This is a genomic window from Geodermatophilus aquaeductus (genome assembly GCF_900182545.1).
In the GTDB taxonomy this organism is placed as follows: Bacteria; Actinomycetota; Actinomycetes; order Mycobacteriales; family Geodermatophilaceae; genus Geodermatophilus; species Geodermatophilus aquaeductus.
The window spans coordinates 512,743-530,885 of the sequence record NZ_FXTJ01000002.1 but is presented as its reverse complement, the minus strand read 5'-3'; the positions used below and the strand labels follow the sequence as shown (position 1 = coordinate 530,885).

The following is an 18,143-nucleotide window of genomic DNA, read 5'->3' as shown; positions in this document are numbered from 1 at the left end:
ATGAGGCGTGACCGCTGCGAGCACCCTGCCGTCGACCCCCGGCCGGCCCGACCCGGGCAGCCTGCGGGTGACGATCGCCGTCCCGACGTTCCGCCGTCCGGACGACCTGCGCGACCTGCTTCCGCGGCTGCTGGAGCACGTGGCCAAGGTGGGGGCCGGCGGCCGGTTCACCGCTGAGGTGCTGGTCGTCGACAACGACCCCGCCGGCTCCGCGGCCGCGGTCGCGGCGGCCGTCCCCGGCGTCCGCTACGTCGTCGAGTCCCGGCCGGGGATCGCCGCGGTGCGCAACCGCGCCCTCGACGAGGCCGCCGGCTCCCGGCTGCTCGCCTTCATCGACGACGACGAGCGGCCCTGCGAGCACTGGCTGGGCGCGCTGCTGGCCACCTGGGAGGACTCCGGCGCCGCCGCGGTCTCGGGGCGGATCCTCGCCGAGTACCCGGGCCCGGTCGACCCCTGGATCCTCGCCGGGCGCTTCTTCGTCCGCCGCCGCATGCCGACCGGCACCGAGATCGACGTCGCCGCCACCGGCAACCTGCTCCTCGACCTCGACCAGGTCCGCGCCGCGGGCACCCGGTTCGAGTCGGCCCTGGGCCTGGCCGGCGGCGAGGACACCCTGTTCAGCCGCTCCCTCGCGCACGCGGGTGCGCGCATGGTGTGGTGCGACGAGTCGGCCGCGGTCGACCGCGTGCCGGCCGAGCGCACGACCCGCCGCTGGGTCCTCACCCGCGCCTGGAGCCACGGCAACGCCACCGTGCTGACCGAGCTGCGGCTCACCCCCGGCACCGCCGCCCGGCTGCGGATCCGCGCCCGGGGCGTGCTGCGCGGGCTGCTGCGCGTCGGCGGCGGGGGCGCCCGCTGGGCGCTGGGCCGCGTCACCGGGTCGGCGCGGCACCAGGCCCGCGGTGCCCGCGCGCTGCTCCGCGGTCTGGGCATGCTCGGCGGCGCGCTCGGCGTCGTCTACGAGGAGTACGCCCGCGACGGCCGCCGGTGGCGCCTGGGCCGGGTCATCCCCCGATGAGCGCTCCGCTGCGGGCCTACCGGGCCGGGCGCCGTGCCGCGCTGACGGTCGCGCGCCGGGCCGCCGGGACCGTGGCCGGGTCGGTGGTGTCGGTCCGGACGACGGCGTCCGAGGTGGCCCTGACCTTCGACGACGGCCCGGAGCCCGGCGGCACCGACCGCGTGCTGGCCGCGCTTGCCGACGCCCGTGCCACCGCCACGTTCTTCGTGCTGATGACCCGCGTGCGGCGCCACCGCTCGCTCTTCGAGGAGGTCGTCGCGGCCGGCCACGAGGTGGCGCTGCACGGCGTCGACCACCGCCCGCTGCCCACCCTGCCGCCGGACGAGGTCGGGCCGGTGCTCCGGGCCGGCCGCGCCGAGCTCGAGGACGCCCTGGGCCGCACCGTGCGCTGGCACCGCCCGCCCAACGGCCGGCAGACGCCGCGCACCTGGCGGGCCGTCACCGGCGCCGGGCTGACCTCCGTGCTGTGGGGCCCGACCACCTGGGACTGGCGGGACGTGCCGCACGAGCGGCGGCTGGCCAAGTCCCGCGAGGGCCTGCACCGCGGGGCGATCGTGCTGGCGCACGACGGCTTCGCCGGGCCCGAGGACGGCGCCGCCGACGGGCCCGCGCCGGTCCTCGACAAGGGCCGGCTGGTCACCGAGGTCCTGGCCGGCTACGCCGCCGAGGGGCTGCGGGCCCGCTCGCTGGGCGAGGTCCTGGCCGGGGGCAGCGCCGTCCGCGAGGGCCGCTTCGTCCGCTGAGGACGGGGCCCGGCCGGTCCCGCGCCGCGGTCAGCGGCGCAGCGCCGCCCGCGCCCGCCGGTAGGCGGCGACGTGCGCCCGCCCGGCCTCGGCCCACTCGCGCCGGGACAGGTCGGGTGCGGCGGCCGGGGGAGCGGCGCGCAGCCGGGCCAGCGTGCCGGTCAGGTCGGCGCCGGTCAGCGGCGGGGTGTACGTGTGCACCCAGCCCTCGCCGACCTCCTCGGCCAGCCGGCGGTTGACCGCGTTGTCGGGCACGAGGACCGGGGTGTCGAGGGAGAGCGCGGCCAGCGCCCCGCCGGAGTTGTGCATCTCCCGGTAGGGCAGCACCACGAGCTCGGCCTCGGACACCTCGCCGACCAGGTCGGCGTCGGGGACGAACCCGAGGGACAGGCTGATCCGTGGGTCGGCCGCGGCGGCCTCCCGCAGCCGCGCGGCCAGCTCCTCCGACGTCGGCCGGCCGGCGATCCGCAGGCCGAGCCCGGCGTCGGTGGTCTCGCCGAAGGCGTCCACCAGCACGTCGACGCCCTTGTAGCGGCGCACCTGGCCGACGAAGGCCAGGCGGCCGGGACGGCGCTCCCGGCGCGGGTGCGGGGCGTACCAGTCGCGGTAGTGGCCGTGCACGATCGTCTCGACCGGGGTGCCGGCGTCGAGCTCGGTGCTCTCGTTGATCCGGATCCGCGCGGCCGTGGCGCGCTCGGCCCACCGCAGCAGCACCCGCTCGCGCCGCGAGATGCCCTCGGGCAGCTCGAGGTTGTGCACCGTGCGGACCAGCGGCGTGCGGGTGGCCCGCAGGCGGAGCAGGAACAGCACGAACAGGCCCTGGCGGACCGCCTTCTTCAGTGGGCCGTTGCCGTCGACGAGGATCTCCGGCCAGTGGGCGTGGAAGGCGTCGTAGTGCGCGGTCAGGGCCCGCCGCCAGGAGAAGGTCAGCACCCGCGTGCCGGGGACGGCGTCGAGCGCGTCCCGCAGCATCACGACGTAGGGGTTCGTGGTCTCCCGCGGCTCGGGGAAGGACTGCAGGACGGTGAACGGTCGGGGCGCCGCCCCGGGGACGTCGGCGGTCATGGCCGCGGGCTCCTGTGCGAGGTCGGGGACGGTCGGGGCCGCCGGCGCGGTGCTCATCGCCGGACCATCGAGCGGCCGAAGGCGAGCACGCCGGCGAGGTCGGCCCGCACCGTGCGGGACACGGTGGCCGCCAGGGCCACGACCCCGGCGCCGGCGAGGACGGCGAGCAGCAGGGTCACCGCGGTGGGCAGCGCGCCGGCGGCCAGCGTGACCAGCCAGGCGGCGACCCCGGCCGGGACCGCGCAGGCGAGGACGCGCAGCGCGCCGGCCATGAGCGTCCGCCCGGGGAAGTCGGTGATGCGCGAGAGCCACCACAGCGACAGTGGCCACTCGAGGCAGGCGGCCAGCGCGTAGCCGGCGGCCACCCCGACGACGCCCCAGGCGCTGCCGGTCAGGACGCAGGCCAGGCGCAGGACCGAGGTGCCCACGGTGTAGCGGAACAGCTGGGCGCCCAGGCCCCGCGAGAGGTAGGTCCACAGGCCGACGAAGGCCAGCGTCTGCGACGCCGCGGCCACGGCCAGCAGCGCGAGGATCGGCGTCACCCCCGACCAGCGCGGGCCGAGCAGCAGCTCGACCAGCGGGCCTGCCGCACCGGCCACCACGCCGAGCGACACGACGATGGGGAAGCCGAGGGCGAGCTGCCCCCGGCGCAGGTACTCGTCGAAGCGCTCGCGGTCGTCCTGCAGCCGGGCCAGCACCGGCAGGGCGACGGTGGTGGCGGGGGAGCGCAGCTGGTTCAGCGGGGTCATCAGCAGCTGGAAGCCGCGGTTGTAGAGCCCGAGCGCGGCGGCGTCGAAGCGCAGGCCGATGGTGACGGTGTCGACGTTGTTGCCGGCGTAGTTGACCAGCTGGGTGCCCACCAGGTGCAGGCCCAGTGTCAGGTAGGGGCGCAGCCCGGGGGTGCGGCGCGGCCGGCCCGGCAGCCAGCGCGCGGGCACGGCGACGAGGACCAGCACGAGCGCGGACTGGACCAGCTGCTGGGCGACCAGTGCCCAGTACCCGGTGCCCAGCGCGGCCAGCGCGATGGCGACGGCGGCCGCGGCGGTCTGCGCGACGACGTCGGCGGTGACCAGGGGCCGGAACCGCATCTCGCGGGTCAGCGTGACGCGGTACTGCGTGGCCATGCCGTTGAGCACGAAGGTGCCGGCGAGCGCGCAGGCGATCGCGGTCAGCGGCGGGCGGCCGAACAGGTCGGCCAGCAGCCCCGAGCAGGCGACGACGACGACGCACAGGGCCGCGCCGATCGCGGTGTTGATCCAGAAGAGCGCGTCGCGGGTGTCCTCGGAGAGTTCCGGCGCGCGGATCGCCGCGGTGCTCAGGCCGAAGTCGCGGATGATCTCCCCGATGCCGACGACGACGAGCACGATCGCCAGCAGGCCGTAGTCCTCCGGCAGCAGGAGCCGGGCCAGCAGCAGGATCGAGCCGAACTGCACGACGATGCGCAGCGCCTGCCCGACCAGCGTCACCCCGGCGGCCCGGGCGGCGCGCGGCTGCGTCCCGGCCGGGCGCGGGGCCTCGGTGGCGGTCACGGCCGGGCCGCCGCGGCGGGCACGGGCAGGAGGGCGTCGTCCGGTGGCCGGGGGCCGCCCGGGCGGTGCGCCGAGCCGAGCAGGACCAGCGCCACGAACAGCACCGCCGTCGCGTTCCACTCCAGCAGGTCGAACGACATCACCATGCCGACGAGCAGGAGCGCCGCCGGGCGGACCCCGGGGGCGCCGCGCAGCAGGCCGACGGCGACCAGCGCGAGCAGCGCGGCGAGCCCGACCAGGCCGGACAGGGCGACGGTGGTGACGAGCTGGTTGTCGACGGTGAGGAAGCCGTCGCGCTGCAGCAGGCCGGCGGCGAACAGGTCGTCCAGCGACCCGGTGCCGCTCCCGAGCAGGGTCTGCGCCACCGGGCGGTCGAACAGCCGGGTGAGGGCGTCGAGCGCACCGAGCCGGTGGGTCAGCGAGCCGGTCCCCTGCAGGCTGGTGAGCGCCGAGACGCGGGCGTCCTGCAGGACCAGGGCCGCCGCGGCGAGGACGAGCACCACCCCGACGCGGGCGGCCGTGCCGATGCGCAGCGCCCGCGGGGTGAGGACGGTGACCACCGCGGCGACGCACAGGACGAGCGCGGCGCTGCGGCTCCCCGACAGGGCCAGGCCGTAGCAGGCCGCCGCCCCGGCGACCGCACGGACGAGCAGCGGCCAGCGGGTTCCCGAGGTCAGGCACAGGGCGGCCGCGAGCGCCATGAGGGTGCCGAAGGGGATGGGGTGGGCCATCGAGCCCGTGGACCTGCCGCCCAGCGCCGGGACCAGGTCGTTGACCCCGAACGTCGTCCCGGGGATCCCGAGGTAGCCCCACGGGGCCGGCACGCCGAGCCAGGCGCCGGCGAGGGCCACCGCCAGCTGGCCCAGCGCGAGCAGCACCAGGCCGCGGGCGAGCAGCCGCACGTCGCCGGGGCCGCAGTTGACGGCCAGCAGGGCGCAGCCGACGAGCAGCGCCGCAGTGAGCGTGCCGGTGACCAGCTCGTCGAGGGTCGCCGATCGGACGGCGGACACGGTGGCGCACAGCAGGACGACGGTCAGCAGCGTCACCGGGGTGGTCCAGCGCATCCGGCGCGCGTGCCGGACCAGCACCACGGCCACGGCGCCCAGGAGCAGCGCCAGCAGTCCCCAGACGAGCTTCGGCGGGGCCACCACCGAGGGGACCGCGGTCCAGACCGCCACCGCGGCGAGCAACACCGTCCCCGGACGCGTCAGCAGCGGGCCGCCCCGGACGTCGCCGTCGGACCCGGCCCGGCGCTCGTCGCCGTCCCCGCTCTCCACGGGAGGGAGTGTGCGGCCGCCGCCGCGCCGTGCGGCCGCGGCGCGGGACGCTCCCACCCGGAAGTGGCAGGCCGCAGGGCCGGCCCTCCCGGGAGGACGGCGGGGGCAACCCGTTCGGGTCAGCCCCGGTCCCGGCGGGCTCCCGGGACGGTCCCGTCTCGGTACCTTGCGCCGGAGGTGGCCGCTGGTCACCGCACCGGCACCGCCGACGACCCGCGGGGCCCGGCCGATCGGTGTGCTCACGCACGGGGAGAGCTGATGGACCTGCACGAGTTCCTGCAGATGCTGCGACGCCGCTGGCGCTGGGTGGTCGCCGTCGCGCTGGTCGGGCTGGCCGCGGCCGGTGCCGCCTCGCTGACCACGCCGCGCTCCTACGAGGCCAGCAGCAGCGTGTTCTTCTCGCTGAGCTTCGGCGACTCCGCCGACGACCTCGTCCAGGGGTCGGCGTTCGCGCAGAACCAGGTCGCCTCCTACGCGATGCTGGCCACCACGCCGACCGTGCTCGACCCGGTCATCGACGAGCTGGGGCTCGACACCACCGCCCGCAGCCTCGCCGGCCGCGTGTCGACCGAGGTCATGGCCGGGACCGTGGTGCTGCAGGTCCGCGTCTCCGACGCCTCCCCGGAGCGCGCCGCCGAGCTGACCGACGCCGTCACCGAACAGCTCGTGGAGACGGTGGCCGACCTCGCGCCGGCCACCGCCGAGGGGCAGCCGACCGTCCGGGGCACCACGGTGTCCCCGGCCGTGGCGCCGACCGCGCCGAGCAGCCCGCGGACGACGCTGAACCTCGCCGTCGGCCTGCTCGCCGGCCTGGTGCTGGGCATCGCCGCCGGGCTCGCCCGCGACCTCACCGACACCCGGGTGCGCAGCGCCGAGGACCTCACCCGCGTGACCGACCTGCCGCTGCTGGCCGCGCTGGACACCCCGCCGGGCCGCGACGACCGCCGCGACCTCGTCGTCCTCACCGCGCCGCGCAGCCCGGCGGCCGAGGCCGTCCGCTCCCTGCGCACCGCCGTCCAGTTCTCCGCCCAGCCGGGCCGGCCGCTGTCGCTGCTGGTGACCTCGTCGCACTCCGGCGAGGGCAAGTCCACCGTGGCGGCCAACCTGGCGCTGGCCCTGGCCGACGCCGGCCTGCGGGTCGCGCTGGTCGACGCCGACCTGCGCCGCCCCTCCGTGGCCGACACCTTCGGGCTCGAGGGCGCCGCGGGCCTCACCACCGTGCTCATCGGGCAGGCCGAGCTCGACGACGTCCTGCAGGAGTGGGGCAGCGCCGGCCTGCACGTGCTGACCACCGGCCCGCTGCCGCCCAACCCGAGCGAGCTGCTGGCCTCCCCGGCGATGGCCGACGTCCTCGCCCGGCTCGAGCGGACCCACGACGTCGTGCTCGTCGACGGCGCGCCCCTGCTGCCGGTCACCGACTCTGCCGTCCTGGCCCGCGTGGTCTCCGGGACGATGGTCGTCGGCGACACCAGCCGGATCCGGCGCCCGGCGCTCACCTCGGCCCTGGCGCTGCTGCGCCGGCTGGACGCCCGCGTGGTCGGCGTCGTCCTCACCCACGTCCGCCGCCGGTCGAGCGACACCTACGGCTACGACTCCCCGGAGGAGCCGGCGCAGCAGGTCCCGGCCTCGTCCTGGCGCGCTCCGCTCGCCCGGAGCCCGCGCGACGCGGCGCCGGTGGGCCGAGGGTAGCGATGCCGTCGTCCCGACCGCACGACGAGGACGGTGACCCCGCCGGGGTCACCGTCCTCGTCGTCTGCACCGCCAACGTCTGCCGCTCGCCCGTGGCCGAGCGGCTCCTCGCCCGGCGCCTGGCCGGCTCCGGCGTCACGGTGACCAGCGCCGGCACCCGCGCACCCGCCGGGATGCCGCTGGACCCGCCGATGGCGGCGCTGCTGGAGGCCGCGGGCGTGCCGGCGGCCTCCTCGGGCGCCCGGGAGCTGCGCGCGGCCGACCTCCGGCAGGCCGGGCTGGTGCTGACGATGACCCGGGAGCACCGGGCCGCGGTGGTGCAGCTGGCCCCGGCGGCGCTGCGCCGCACGTTCCTGCTGACCGAGGCGGTGGCGGTCGCCGAGGCCGCGGCCGCCGCGGGCTGGCCGGCCGACGTGGCCCCCTCGGCCGCGGCGCGGCTGGCGGCCCTGCCGGGGCTGGCGGCGCGGTACCGCGTGCCCGGTGCGGCGCCCGCGGAGGTGGCCGACCCGCACCGCCGTCCCGCCGAGGAGTACCGGCGGTGCTTCGCGGAGCTCGAGGACGCCGTCGACCGGCTGGCCCGCGCGCTCGGCTGAGGGACGGACCGCCGCTCAGGCGGCGGCGGGCAGGGCCTGCGTCGGGCCCGGGAGGACGGCGTCGGCGAGGGCCGCCGTGAACGCCGCCATGGAGAAGCGCGCGCGGGCGTCGGCGCGACCGGCCGTGCCGAGCGCGTCCGCCAGCCGCCGGTCGCCCAGCAGCCGGAGCACCGCGTCGGCCAGGGCCCGCGGGTCGTCGGCGGGCACGAGCAGGCCGGTCTCGCCGTCGCGCAGCACCTCGGGGAGCCCGCCGATGCGGGTGGCGACGACCGGGCGGCCGAGCAGGAGGGCCTCCACCGCCACCAGGCCGAAGGACTCGACGCGCGAGGGCACGAGCACGACGTCGGCCGCGGCGACGACCGGCGCGGGGTCCCGGAAGCCGGTGAAGACGGTGACGTCGTCGACCCGCTGCTGCACCGCGAGGTCGCGCAGCCCGTCCTCGACGGCCTCGTACCCGGGGTAGCAGTCGCCGACCAGCGTGAGCGTGACGTCGTGGCCGGCCTGCCGCACCAGCGCGGTCGCGCGGATGGCGGTGTCCTGGCCCTTGATGGCCGACAGCCGGCCGACCACCACGAGGCTGCGCGGCCGGCCGGGGGCCGAGGGGGCGGCAGCGGGGGACGCCGGCTCGCGCACGCCGTTGTGGACGACGCGGGTGCGCCGGGCGCCGCGCGCACCGAGGGAGGCGCGGATCCAGGCCTGCGTGTCGCCGCTGTTGGCGACCACCACGTCGGCGGCGAGCAGGGGGGCGAGCAGCAGGGCGGCCGCCGGCCGCGGCATCGGCATGCTCTCGTGCACGTGGCACACCACGCGGACGCCGGCCAGCCGGCCGGCCAGCAGCCACCCGGGTGCGGTGACGGTGCTGACGTAGAGCACGGCGGTGCCCTGCCGGCGCAGCCAGGCCGCGAGCGTGAACACCGAGGACAGGAACCGCCACAGGAAGACCACGGCCCGGCGGGGGTCGCGCAGCTCCACCTTGCGCAGGACGGGGAAGTCCTTCACCAGGACCTCGACGCCCCGCGCGCGCACGGCCCCGACCAGGGGCCCGTCGGTGGACAGGACGGCCAGGACGTCGGGTCCCAGCGCACCGAGGCTCTCGAGGAACATCCGGTCGCTGCCGTAGAGGTCGGCGTGCGGGTGCACGGCCACGACGCGGCCGGTGCGCGGTCTTCCCACGGGGCGCTCCAGGTGTCGGCGGCCGGTGGCGGCCCCCGGTCGGGTCGGTGCGGTCGTCGGACGCTAGCCGCGGCCCGCCTGCCGCCACCACGCCCCCTGACCCCTTCGGGGTGGGCGCGCCGCGCGGCTCCCGCTCATGGGGGTGAGACCCGCTCCCGGACCGGCGCCGGGGGGCCCGCCGGCGGCCAGACTCGGCGGGCCGGTCCGCGCAGGCGGACCGCACGACACCCCGGAGGACCCGTGCTGCACGACGACGTGGCGGTCGCGGAGGCGCCCGCGCCGCCCGCGACCCCGACCCGGACACCGTCGCGGCCCGCGCCCGGCGAGACGCTCGCCGACACCGTCCGCCGCCTGGCGGGCGCGCAGAAGGGCGCGCACGGGGCGCCGGCGTACAGCCGGTTCGTCAACCGGCCGATCGGCCGCGTCCTGGCCGCGCTGGCCTTCCACCGCGGCCTCACCCCCGACGCCGTCACGGCCACGAGCGCCGTCCTCTCCTTCTCCGCCATCGCCACGGTCGCGCTCGCGCCGCACACCTGGTGGGTCGGGGTGCTCGTCGCCCTGGGCCTCGTCCTCGGCTACGCGCTGGACTCCGCCGACGGCCAGCTCGCCCGGCTGCGCGGGGGCGGCACCCCGGCGGGGGAGTGGCTCGACCACCTGGTCGACGCGGCGAAGACGGTCTCGATCCACCTCGCCGTCCTCGTCGGGCTGTTCCGCCAGGGCGAGGTCGGCTCCGGCTGGCTGCTCGTGCCGGTCGTGTTCGTCGTCTTCGACGTCGTCTACTTCTCCGCGATGCTGCTCAACGAGGCGCTGCGCACCGCGCACGGCGCCCCGACCCGGGCCGCGCAGAAGGAGGGCCGGGCCAGCGTCGTCCGCTCGCTGGTCGTCCTGCCCACGGACTACGGCGTGCTGTGCCTGGTCTTCGTGCTGCTCGGCTCGGCGCCGGCGTTCCTCGCCGGCTACGGCCTCCTCGCGCTGTGCACCGCCGGCTTCGTGCTGGCGGCCCTGCCGCGCTGGCGGCGCGAGATGTCCCGGCTGGGTGCCGCGTGAGCGCGACCGCGCCGCAGGCCCCGGCGGCCGGGACGCGGCTGCGGGTCCCGCCCGTGCTCATGTACCACTCGATCAGCCCGTCGGCGCTGCCCGACCCGCACCGGGTACGCGTCTCGCCCGGCCGGTTCGACCGGCACCTGCGGCTGCTGCGCCGGCTGGGCCTGCGCGGCGTCCCCCTCGCCGAGCTGGTCGCCGCCCACGACCGCGGTGAGGCCGCCGGGCTGGTGGGGCTGACCTTCGACGACGGCTACACCGACTTCCTCGAGCACGCCGCGCCGCTGCTCGCCCGCCACGGCATGACCGGCACCGTCTACGTGGTCGCCGGCCGGCTGGCCGGGCAGAACGAGTGGGACGACGGCCCGCGGCTGGACCTCGTCGACGCCGACGGCGTGCGCGCCATCGCCGCCGCGGGGCACGAGGTCGGCAGCCACACGCTGCACCACGTCTCGCTGCGCGGCGCCGACCCGGCCGTGCTCGCCGAGGAGATCGGCGGCAGCCGGCGGGTGCTGGAGGACGTCCTGCAGGCCGACGTCCCGGGGTTCGCCTACCCCTGGGGCCACTTCGACGCCGCCGCGGCCGACGCGGTGCGCGCCGCCGGCCACGACCACGCCTGCGTCACCGGCGACTACCTGCCCGGCGACCGCTTCACCATCCCGCGCTTCTACGTGGCCCCCACCGACGGCGCGCCCCAGCTGCTCGCCAAGCTGGGCCGGCACTCCTGGCGCATGCGCGGCGTGGGGGCGACCGGGCCGGGCCGGTGAGGGCGGCCCTCCTCGCGGGGACGCTGCTCCTCGGCGCGTGCACCGCGGACGGCGGCGGGCCGGGCGCGGTGGCGACCGGGTCCGGCCCGGTGGTCCCGTCGCCGGTGCCCGGCACGCCCCCCGACGTGCTGCTGGACCCGGGGGTGCACTCCCTCGAGGTGGCCGGCGAGCCCGCGACCGTCCTGGTCCCGGACCGGCCGGCCGGCCGGCTGGTCGTCTACGCGCACGGCTACGGCGCCGACCTCGGGGCCCTGCTCGACGACGAGGCGTTCGGGGGCCTGGCGCAGGGACTGCTCGCCTCCGGCTACGCGGTCGCGGCCTCCGACGCCGGGGGCGACGCCTGGGGCAGCGCCCCCAGCGTCGAGGCCCACGCCGCGCTGGCCGCCACGGCCCGCGGGCTGACCGGTGCCGACGAGGTGTTCCTCGTGGCCGAGTCCATGGGCGGGCTGGCCGGCGCGCAGCTGGTCACCGGGGACCGGATCGAGGGGCTGCGGGCCTACGCGGGCATCGCGCCGCTGTGCGACCTGGGCTCGGTGTACGGGGACTTCACGGAGTCGGTCGACGCGGCGTACGGCGCGGACGTCGACGAGGCGCTCGAGCGGCTGTCCCCGGTGCGCCTCGACGCCGGGGTGCCGGTGCGGCTCTGGGCGTCGGAGGACGACACCGTGGTGGCCCGCGACCGCAACGCCGACGTCTGCGCCGCCCAGGTCCTCGCCGACGGCGGCACGGCGCAGGTGGTGGCGACCCGCGGTCAGCACGGCGACCCCTCGCACTACGACCTCGACGGCGTCCTGGCCTTCTTCGACGACGCCGCCACCGGCTGACCGCCGCCGCGGACGCTCACTGACGGTCACCGTGTCGCCCGACCGGGTGTAACCGGGCGGGGTCGACCCGTCCGGGGGATGACGCAGAGTGACCGTGGCTGGTCGACTGCCCGGGACGTCGGACGAGGTCCTGGGGGAGTCATGACGGTGATCGGGTACGCGCCGGGCGCGTACGACCTGTTCCACATCGGGCACCTGAACGTGCTCCGGCACGCCGCTGCACACTGCGACCGGCTGGTGGCCGGCGTGGTCGCCGACGAGGTGCTGCTGGAGACCAAGGGCCGGCTGCCGGTCGTGCCGCTGGCCGAGCGCATGGAGATCGTCCGCAACCTGCGCGTCGTCGACGACGTCCACGCCGAGGTCGTCCCGGACAAGCTCGAGGCCTGGCGCGCCGTCGGCTTCGACGTGCTGTTCAAGGGCGACGACTGGCGCGGCACCCCCAAGGGCGACCGGCTGGAGTGCGACATGGCCACGGTCGGCGTCACGGTCCACTACTTCCCGTACACGATGCACACCTCGAGCACCGCGCTGCGCCGCGCGCTGGCGGCCCTCGAGACCGCCGACCCCGCGATCCGGACGGTGGCCGCACTCCCACGCTGAGGAACGGCTCCCGGGCGGCGTTCACCCTCCGTCACCGCCGGTTCACCCGTGACCAGGGCACTAGGGCCCTGATCGGGATCGGAGGCGCGGAGATGGGTTGCGCTGCGTCACCATCTCTGATTGCTTGGCCCCGCCAGTGGCGGACCGCCCTCCTCGCGGGGACGCCGGGTCGCCGCCGGTGCAGCGGGGGGCGTTCGTCGAGCGCTGCCCGTACCTGTCGAACCAGCGGCAGGCAGGGAGGCGGCGCACGTGGCGTTGGACATGCCCGAGGTCCGGGAGCCGGCCGTTCCGGCGCCCAGGGCCCCGCTCCGGCCAGCGGTGCTGGCACCTGCCCCGCCGGTCGATCCGACCGTCCCCGCAGGCGAGACCGGCCGCCGCCCCCTGCGCTGGGTACGCCGGTACGTGCTGGCCGCCGTCGCCGCCGACCTGCTGGCCGCCGCTGCGTGTGGCGTGTGCGCGCACCTCATCCGCTTCGGCACCGAGGCCGACTCCGGCGGCACCCAGATCGCGGTGGCGGTGTTCCCACTCGTGTGGGTGGCGGTGGTGGCCCTCGGAGGCGGCTACGAGGCGACGACGATCGGTACCGGCAACGAGGAGTTCCGCAGCATCCTGCAGGGCGGCCTCGTCAGCATGGCCGCCATCGGGTTCGTCTCCTACGCGTCGGGGTGGCAACTGTCGCGGGCCCTCGTGGTCCTCGCCGTGCCCACGACCGTGGTGGCCAGCGCGGTCGGCCGGCACCTGCTCCGCCGCCACGTGCACCGCCTGCGGGCCGACGGGCGGTGCATGCGCACGGTCCTCGCCGTCGGGCGCGAGCGGGCGGTGCTGGACCTGGTCCGCCACCTGCGCCGCGAGCGGCACTGCGGGATGACCGTCGTCGCCGCCTGCGTCCCGGACCCCGACCACGCCGACCTGCTGCGCGCCGAGGGCGTGGAGGTCGCGGGCGACCTCGCGCACGTCCCCGAGCTCGTCGCGGCCCGGGGCGTCGACGCGGTGGCGGTCACCAGCTCCAGCGAGACGGCCGCGACCTACCTGCGAAGCCTGTCCTGGGAGCTCGAGGGCACGGGCGTGGAGCTCCTCGTCGCGCCGGGGCTCATGGAGGTGGCCGGTCCCCGCATGCACATGCGGCCGTTCATCGGACTCCCGCTCGTGCACGTCGAGGAACCGCGCTTCACCGGACCCCCGCGGCTGGTCAAGGCCTCGATCGACCGGCTGGGTGCCGGACTGCTCGTCCTCCTCGCCCTCCCCGTCCTCGCGGTCCTGGCCGTCGCGATCCACCTCGACAGCGCAGGCCCCGTCCTGTTCCGTCAGCAACGCATCGGTCGGGCGGGCCGCCCGTTCACGATGCTGAAGTTCCGGACGATGACCGCCGACGCCGAGACCCGGCGGGCCGAGCTGACCTCCCGGAACCACAACGGGGACGGTCTGCTGTTCAAGGTCGCCGGCGATCCGCGGGTCACCCGGGTGGGCCGGGTGCTGCGGCGCCACTCGCTCGACGAGCTCCCGCAGCTGTTCAACGTCCTCGGCGGCCAGATGTCCCTCGTCGGTCCCCGGCCGCCGTTGCCGGAGGAGGTCGCCCGGTACGACAGCTCCATGCAGCGCCGACTGCTCGTCAAGCCGGGGCTCACGGGTCTCTGGCAGGTCTCGGGCCGCAGTGACCTGACCTGGGAGGAGGCCGTGCGCCTCGACCTGCGGTACGTGGAGAACTGGTCCCTGGCGCTGGACCTCGTCATCCTGTGGAAGACCGTGAACGCCGTCATCCGGGCCGATGGAGCGTACTGACGTCCTGCTCGACGCCACGGCCGTCGCGCGGCCACACTCGTTCCCGTGATCGGCCCGGACGTCACCGCCGGCCCCGCCGACCTGCCCGACGCCGCCTCGCCGGGAGGCGGGAGGGAACCCACGGGACCCCGTGCCGACGACGACGGGCGCCGGTCCCGGGGCAGGAGGTGGCGACCGGTCCTGCCGCTCGTCGCCGTGGCGACGGCGGTGCTGGTCGTGCTCGTCGCCGTCCTGGCGACCTCGTACGCCCACCGGGACGTGCGGGCGACGACGACCACGGGACTGCCCGTCCAGGCGGCCGGGATCTTCTACGGTTCCTCGTCCGGGGCGGAGGCCTATGCGCACCCCGGTGGCCTGGTGGTCGCGGGGCGGGACAACTACGCCGACGAGGCGTTCCGGGACGTGTCGGCCGGCGGTGGCACCGTGCTGGTCTACCTCGACGCGGTCATCGACGACCCGCACGGCCGCTACCACGAGCTGCTCAACCAGGACTCGGCGTGCGGCCCGGCCACCGCGCGGTGGCCGGGGGACCACCCCGCGCAGACGGGGACCCGTCTCAACGACTTCCGGGTCGGATCGGTGCTGCAGGCCAAGTTCCGGTGCGTGCTGGAGACGATGGTCGCGGAGAACCCGCACATGGCCGGCTGGTTCGCCGACGACCTGGGATCGCGGGCGTGGTTCCCCGAGTTGGACTGGGAGGACTTCCCGGACAAGGAGGCCTACCGGGAGGGAGCCATCGCGCTGACCCGCACGCTGCGGGCGGTGGCCGACGAGCACGGGCTGGTCTTCATCGTCAACGGCACCTGGACGGCGAGGGACGGCGGCGGTTACCCGGACCCCGCGAAGTCCGGCAACGCGCTGGCCGACGGCGGCTTCGTCGAGCACCACGACGGGGAGATCGACTTCTTCGGGCCCTACGGCTGCTCCTCGCAGTGGGCCGCGCAGTCCCCGGTGACCGGGGGGCGGGCGATCAACTACGCGGTGACCGACACCGCCGCCGGCAGGGACGAGTACGTCGAGTCGGGCTGCTACGCCTACGTCAACCGGCAGCCCGCAGCGGAGTACGAGGGCGTGGCTCCGTGGGGGTCCTTCCACCCCAATGGCCTGCCCTCGCGGGTCGCGGACCGACGGCGACCGCCGCGGGGCCGTCCCGGTGTCCGGTGACCTCGGTGCGGCGTCCCGGTCCGTTCCGCGATGGGGCCGCGGGACCCTATGGTGGGGCGGCTGCCGGCTCCGGTCGCGGCCGGTGGGTGGTCCGGACGGGACCCGGCCGGTCCGCTCGGCCCCGTTGCGCCCGGAGGAGCTGAGATCGCTGCCATGGCCGCCCCCGAGGACCGCCGGACGGACACCACGGCGCTGCCCCTCGTCGTGACCCTCGTCGTGGTGGCCGCTGCCGTGCTCGTCTCGGCCGCCGCCGTGGCCGCGGCCCCGTCCCCGGCGCCGCCGGCCACGACGGGCGTGGCGTCCGTCCCGACCACCGCCATGAGGCAGCCCTCCCAACCGGGTGGGATCTTCCGCGACTCCTCGTCCGGGGCGGAGGCCTATGCGCACCCCGGTGGCCTGGTGGTCGCGGGGCGGGACAACTACGCCGACGAGGCGTTCCGGGACGTGTCGGCCGGCGGTGGCACCGTGCTGGTCTACCTCGACGCGGTCATCGACAACCCGCACGGCCGCTACCACGAGCTGCTCAACCAGGACTCGGCGTGCGGCCCGGCCACCGCGCGGTGGCCGGGCGACCTCCGGGTCAGCCACTGGGGACACCTGAACGACTTCCGGGTCGGATCGGTGCTGCAGGCCAAGTTCCGGTGCGTGCTGGAGACGATGGTCGCGGAGAACCCGCACATGGCCGGCTGGTTCGCCGACGACCTGGGATCGCGGGCGTGGTTCCCCGAGTTGGACTGGGAGGACTTCCCGGACAAGGAGGCCTACCGGGAGGGAGCCATCGCGCTGACCCGCACGCTGCGGGCGGTGGCCGACGAGCACGGGCTGGTCTTCATCGTCAACGGCACCTGGACGGCGAGGGACGGCGGCGGTTACCCGGACCCCGCGAAGTCCGGCAACGCGCTGGCCGACGGCGGCTTCGTCGAGCACCACGACGGGGAGATCGACTTCTTCGGGCCCTACGGCTGCTCCTCGCAGTGGGCCGCGCAGTCCCCGGTGACCGGGGGGCGGGCGATCAACTTCGCGGTGACCGAGACCGCCGCGGGCATGGCGGAGTACATCGACTCCGCCTGTTACGCCTACGTCAACCAGCAGCCCGCAGCGGACTCGCACGGCGCGGCGCCGTGGTCCCCGTTCCGCGACACCGGACTCCCCTCACGGGTCGCGGACTGACGGCGACCGGAAACGGCCGCCAGGGGCCTCCGAGTCCCTATGGTGAGGGCGGCCGCCGGCCTGGTTGCGGCTGCGTGCACGGTGCACCGCGAGCAACCGCTGGGGGAGTGGCGACGAGGGAGCGGCAGTGGCAGCACATGCGGCGGAGAACGCTCCGCACACGGGGGGCTGGGCGGTCGAGGGCGACGGCGTCGGGGCCCTGCTGGTCCGCATCCGCCGGTACTGGGTGCTCGTGCTGGTGGTCACCGCGGTGGCCGTGGTCGGGGCCTTCGCCGCGACGAGGACGGCCGAGACGAGCTACGTCGGCCGCACCTCGCTGATCGTCGCGTCCAACAACAGGTCGCCGGACCAGGACGCCGTGCTCGTCCAGGGCTACGTCACGTACTTCAACGACGCCGCCTACCAGCAGGAGCTGCTGGCGAGGGCGGAGGTGCCCGACGGCGTCGCGGTGTCCGCCGAGGCCGCTGCCGCCAGTCCCATCCTGGTCATCAGCGCGACCACGGGGGACCCCCGGACGGCGCAGTCGTACGCCGTCCAGGTGGCGAACGCCTTCCGGGACGACATCAACCGGGTCCCCCTCGCCGCCAGGGCAGAGGAGCTGGTGCTGCTGCAGGACCAGCTCGACACGGCGCTGTCCTCGCCCGGCCAGGGCGCCCAGGTGCTGGTCGCCGAGCTGCAGGACCGGATCGAGCAGGTCCGCGCCAACCAGGTCAACCTGCTGCAGGAGCTGCAGGCGCAGGGCGGCGTGTCGGTGCAGAGCCCCTCGCTGGTCAGCAACCTGCTGCCGGCCGTGGCGGGTGGGCTCCTCCTCGGTGTCCTGGGGGCCATCGCCCTGGCAAGCGTGTCGCGACGTCTGCACAACGGGCTCGACGTGGCGCACAAGGTCGGTCTGCACACGCTCGTGGAGCTCCCGAGGCGGCGCGGCCGGTCGGCCCAGGGCCGGCGGCAGCAGCGGCTGGGTCAGCTGGCGAACATCGCCCGCGTCCGGCTCACCGGTCCCGGGGTGGTGGCCCTGGCCCAGGCAGAGGACGGCGTCGCGTCGGCGGCCGTCGCCCGGGAACTGGCGGACCAGTGGGCGGGACAGGGGTACCCGACCGTCCTCGTCAGCATCGCGGGGAGCGTCCTCGACGGCGCGGAGGCGGCGTCGCCCCGGTTGCGTCCCGGCCCGGTCGCGGGACTGTCGCTGCTGGAGCTCACCCCGCCCTCCGGTGACGAGGCCCCCGCCCTGTCGGTCACCGCGATCAGCGAGCTCCTCGAGCAGGAGGCCCTGGCGGGGCAGTACGTCGTCATCCCGGCCCCGGCGGTGGTGGGGTCGGCGGCGGCGCAGGCCATCTGCCATGCCGCGGACCAGACCGTCCTCGTCGTCGACACCGTGGTCACCCGGGTCGCGGCGGCCCGGGAGGCGGTGGCCGTCCTCCGTCAGATGGGCGCTCCGCTGATGGGTGCGGTCGTGATCTCGATGGGTGCGGACCCGGACGAGGGGGCTGCGCACGAGCGACCGGCCGTGACGTGGAGCCGGGAGTCGTCGGAGACACGGCCCGCCGGGGCGCGCGACCTGGTCCCGTCGGACGTGAACGGACACGCCGGGCGTCCGCCGGTCGCCGGCTCCCCGTCCGGGGTCCCTCACCGAGGTGCCCCGCTGGGCCGGGAATGACCACCACCCCGACGAGGGTGCGTTGGCCGCGGTGAACCGGCCCGGGAGGGCGCCGCG

At 76.5% G+C, this 18,143-nt stretch carries 16 protein-coding genes; 12 read left to right on the top strand and 4 right to left on the bottom strand.

Going from position 1 to position 18,143, the window contains the following annotated elements; all coding sequences use genetic code 11:
* Nucleotides 1–7 precede the first annotated feature (7 nt).
* Together FN207_RS07655 and FN207_RS07650 are read left to right on the top strand one after the other, a co-directional pair.
* Nucleotides 8–1,018 carry a glycosyltransferase family 2 protein gene (locus FN207_RS07655; protein WP_221888091.1) on the top strand — a complete coding sequence of 337 codons (1,011 nt, stop codon included), beginning with the start codon at nucleotides 8–10 and terminating at the stop codon, nucleotides 1,016–1,018.
* On the top strand, nucleotides 1,015–1,761 hold the full coding sequence (locus FN207_RS07650; protein ID WP_142457740.1) for a polysaccharide deacetylase family protein: 747 nt from the start codon (nucleotides 1,015–1,017) through the stop codon (nucleotides 1,759–1,761). The genes FN207_RS07655 and FN207_RS07650 overlap by 4 nt, the downstream gene beginning before the upstream one ends.
* Before the next feature lie 30 nt (nucleotides 1,762–1,791).
* Here the strand turns inward: FN207_RS07650 and FN207_RS07645 are convergent, their stop codons facing one another.
* From FN207_RS07645 to FN207_RS26190, 3 genes are read right to left on the bottom strand one after another with little or no spacing between them, the layout of a single operon-like run.
* A complete protein-coding gene (locus FN207_RS07645; protein WP_221888090.1) occupies nucleotides 1,792–2,883 on the bottom strand; it encodes a glycosyltransferase in 1,092 nt (363 codons plus the stop codon).
* The gene (locus FN207_RS07640) at nucleotides 2,880–4,355 is read right to left on the bottom strand and encodes a lipopolysaccharide biosynthesis protein (protein ID WP_185938239.1); all 1,476 of its coding nucleotides are present in this window, start codon (nucleotides 4,353–4,355) and stop codon (nucleotides 2,880–2,882) included. Before FN207_RS07640 ends, FN207_RS07645 begins: the two co-directional genes overlap by 4 nt.
* Nucleotides 4,352–5,632, bottom strand: coding sequence for a hypothetical protein (locus FN207_RS26190; protein ID WP_185938238.1), 1,281 nt, complete (start codon nucleotides 5,630–5,632; stop codon nucleotides 4,352–4,354). Before FN207_RS26190 ends, FN207_RS07640 begins: the two co-directional genes overlap by 4 nt.
* A gap of 258 nt (nucleotides 5,633–5,890) precedes the next feature.
* Here FN207_RS26190 and FN207_RS07635 point away from each other — a divergent pair, with 258 nt between their 5' ends.
* Together FN207_RS07635 and FN207_RS07630 are read left to right on the top strand one after the other, a co-directional pair.
* Complete coding sequence (locus FN207_RS07635) at nucleotides 5,891–7,321, top strand: tyrosine-protein kinase domain-containing protein (RefSeq protein WP_142457736.1); 1,431 nt, start codon at nucleotides 5,891–5,893, stop codon at nucleotides 7,319–7,321.
* Between the two features lie 2 nt (nucleotides 7,322–7,323).
* Nucleotides 7,324–7,914, top strand: coding sequence for an arsenate reductase/protein-tyrosine-phosphatase family protein (locus tag FN207_RS07630; RefSeq protein ID WP_142457734.1), 591 nt, complete (start codon nucleotides 7,324–7,326; stop codon nucleotides 7,912–7,914).
* A gap of 15 nt (nucleotides 7,915–7,929) precedes the next feature.
* Here the strand turns inward: FN207_RS07630 and FN207_RS07625 are convergent, their stop codons facing one another.
* Nucleotides 7,930–9,087 carry a glycosyltransferase family 4 protein gene (locus tag FN207_RS07625; RefSeq protein ID WP_221888089.1) on the bottom strand — a complete coding sequence of 386 codons (1,158 nt, stop codon included), beginning with the start codon at nucleotides 9,085–9,087 and terminating at the stop codon, nucleotides 7,930–7,932.
* A 240-nt stretch (nucleotides 9,088–9,327) separates the two neighbouring features.
* On the opposite strand from FN207_RS07625, the gene FN207_RS07620 reads away from it, so the two are divergent.
* The 8 genes from FN207_RS07620 to FN207_RS07585 all read left to right on the top strand — a co-directional run bounded on the left by FN207_RS07620 (nucleotide 9,328) and on the right by FN207_RS07585 (nucleotide 18,086).
* Nucleotides 9,328–10,134 carry a CDP-alcohol phosphatidyltransferase family protein gene (locus tag FN207_RS07620; RefSeq protein ID WP_246065852.1) on the top strand — a complete coding sequence of 269 codons (807 nt, stop codon included), beginning with the start codon at nucleotides 9,328–9,330 and terminating at the stop codon, nucleotides 10,132–10,134.
* Complete coding sequence (locus tag FN207_RS07615; protein WP_221888088.1) at nucleotides 10,131–10,895, top strand: polysaccharide deacetylase family protein; 765 nt, start codon at nucleotides 10,131–10,133, stop codon at nucleotides 10,893–10,895. Before FN207_RS07620 ends, FN207_RS07615 begins: the two co-directional genes overlap by 4 nt.
* Nucleotides 10,892–11,719, top strand: a complete 828-nt coding sequence (locus FN207_RS07610; RefSeq protein WP_142457732.1) for an alpha/beta hydrolase family protein — start codon at nucleotides 10,892–10,894, stop codon at nucleotides 11,717–11,719. The genes FN207_RS07615 and FN207_RS07610 overlap by 4 nt, the downstream gene beginning before the upstream one ends.
* Nucleotides 11,720–11,860: 141 nt before the next feature.
* On the top strand, nucleotides 11,861–12,319 hold the full coding sequence (locus tag FN207_RS07605) for an FAD synthase family protein (RefSeq protein WP_142457731.1): 459 nt from the start codon (nucleotides 11,861–11,863) through the stop codon (nucleotides 12,317–12,319).
* A gap of 318 nt (nucleotides 12,320–12,637) precedes the next feature.
* Nucleotides 12,638–14,098, top strand: coding sequence for a sugar transferase (locus FN207_RS07600; RefSeq protein WP_246065851.1), 1,461 nt, complete (start codon nucleotides 12,638–12,640; stop codon nucleotides 14,096–14,098).
* Between the two features lie 45 nt (nucleotides 14,099–14,143).
* Nucleotides 14,144–15,262, top strand: coding sequence for a hypothetical protein (locus tag FN207_RS07595; protein WP_142457729.1), 1,119 nt, complete (start codon nucleotides 14,144–14,146; stop codon nucleotides 15,260–15,262).
* Nucleotides 15,263–15,415: 153 nt separating this feature from the next.
* Entirely contained in the window at nucleotides 15,416–16,432 is a 1,017-nt protein-coding gene (locus FN207_RS07590) for a hypothetical protein (protein WP_142457727.1), read from the top strand.
* Between the two features lie 127 nt (nucleotides 16,433–16,559).
* A complete protein-coding gene (locus FN207_RS07585; protein WP_142457725.1) occupies nucleotides 16,560–18,086 on the top strand; it encodes a hypothetical protein in 1,527 nt (508 codons plus the stop codon).
* Nucleotides 18,087–18,143 lie beyond the last annotated feature (57 nt).

Bases quoted from the DNA above. Each gene is read 5' to 3' on its own strand.
- FN207_RS07650 (WP_142457740.1), top strand. From the start codon at position 1,015: ATGAGCGCTCCGCTGCGGGCCTACCGGGCCGGGCGCCGTGCCGCGCTG.
- FN207_RS07645 (WP_221888090.1), bottom strand. From the start codon at position 2,883: ATGAGCACCGCGCCGGCGGCCCCGACCGTCCCCGACCTCGCACAGGAG.
- FN207_RS07635 (WP_142457736.1), top strand. From the start codon at position 5,891: ATGGACCTGCACGAGTTCCTGCAGATGCTGCGACGCCGCTGGCGCTGG.
- FN207_RS07630 (WP_142457734.1), top strand. From the start codon at position 7,324: ATGCCGTCGTCCCGACCGCACGACGAGGACGGTGACCCCGCCGGGGTC.
- FN207_RS07605 (WP_142457731.1), top strand. From the start codon at position 11,861: ATGACGGTGATCGGGTACGCGCCGGGCGCGTACGACCTGTTCCACATC.
- FN207_RS07590 (WP_142457727.1), top strand. From the start codon at position 15,416: ATGGCCGCCCCCGAGGACCGCCGGACGGACACCACGGCGCTGCCCCTC.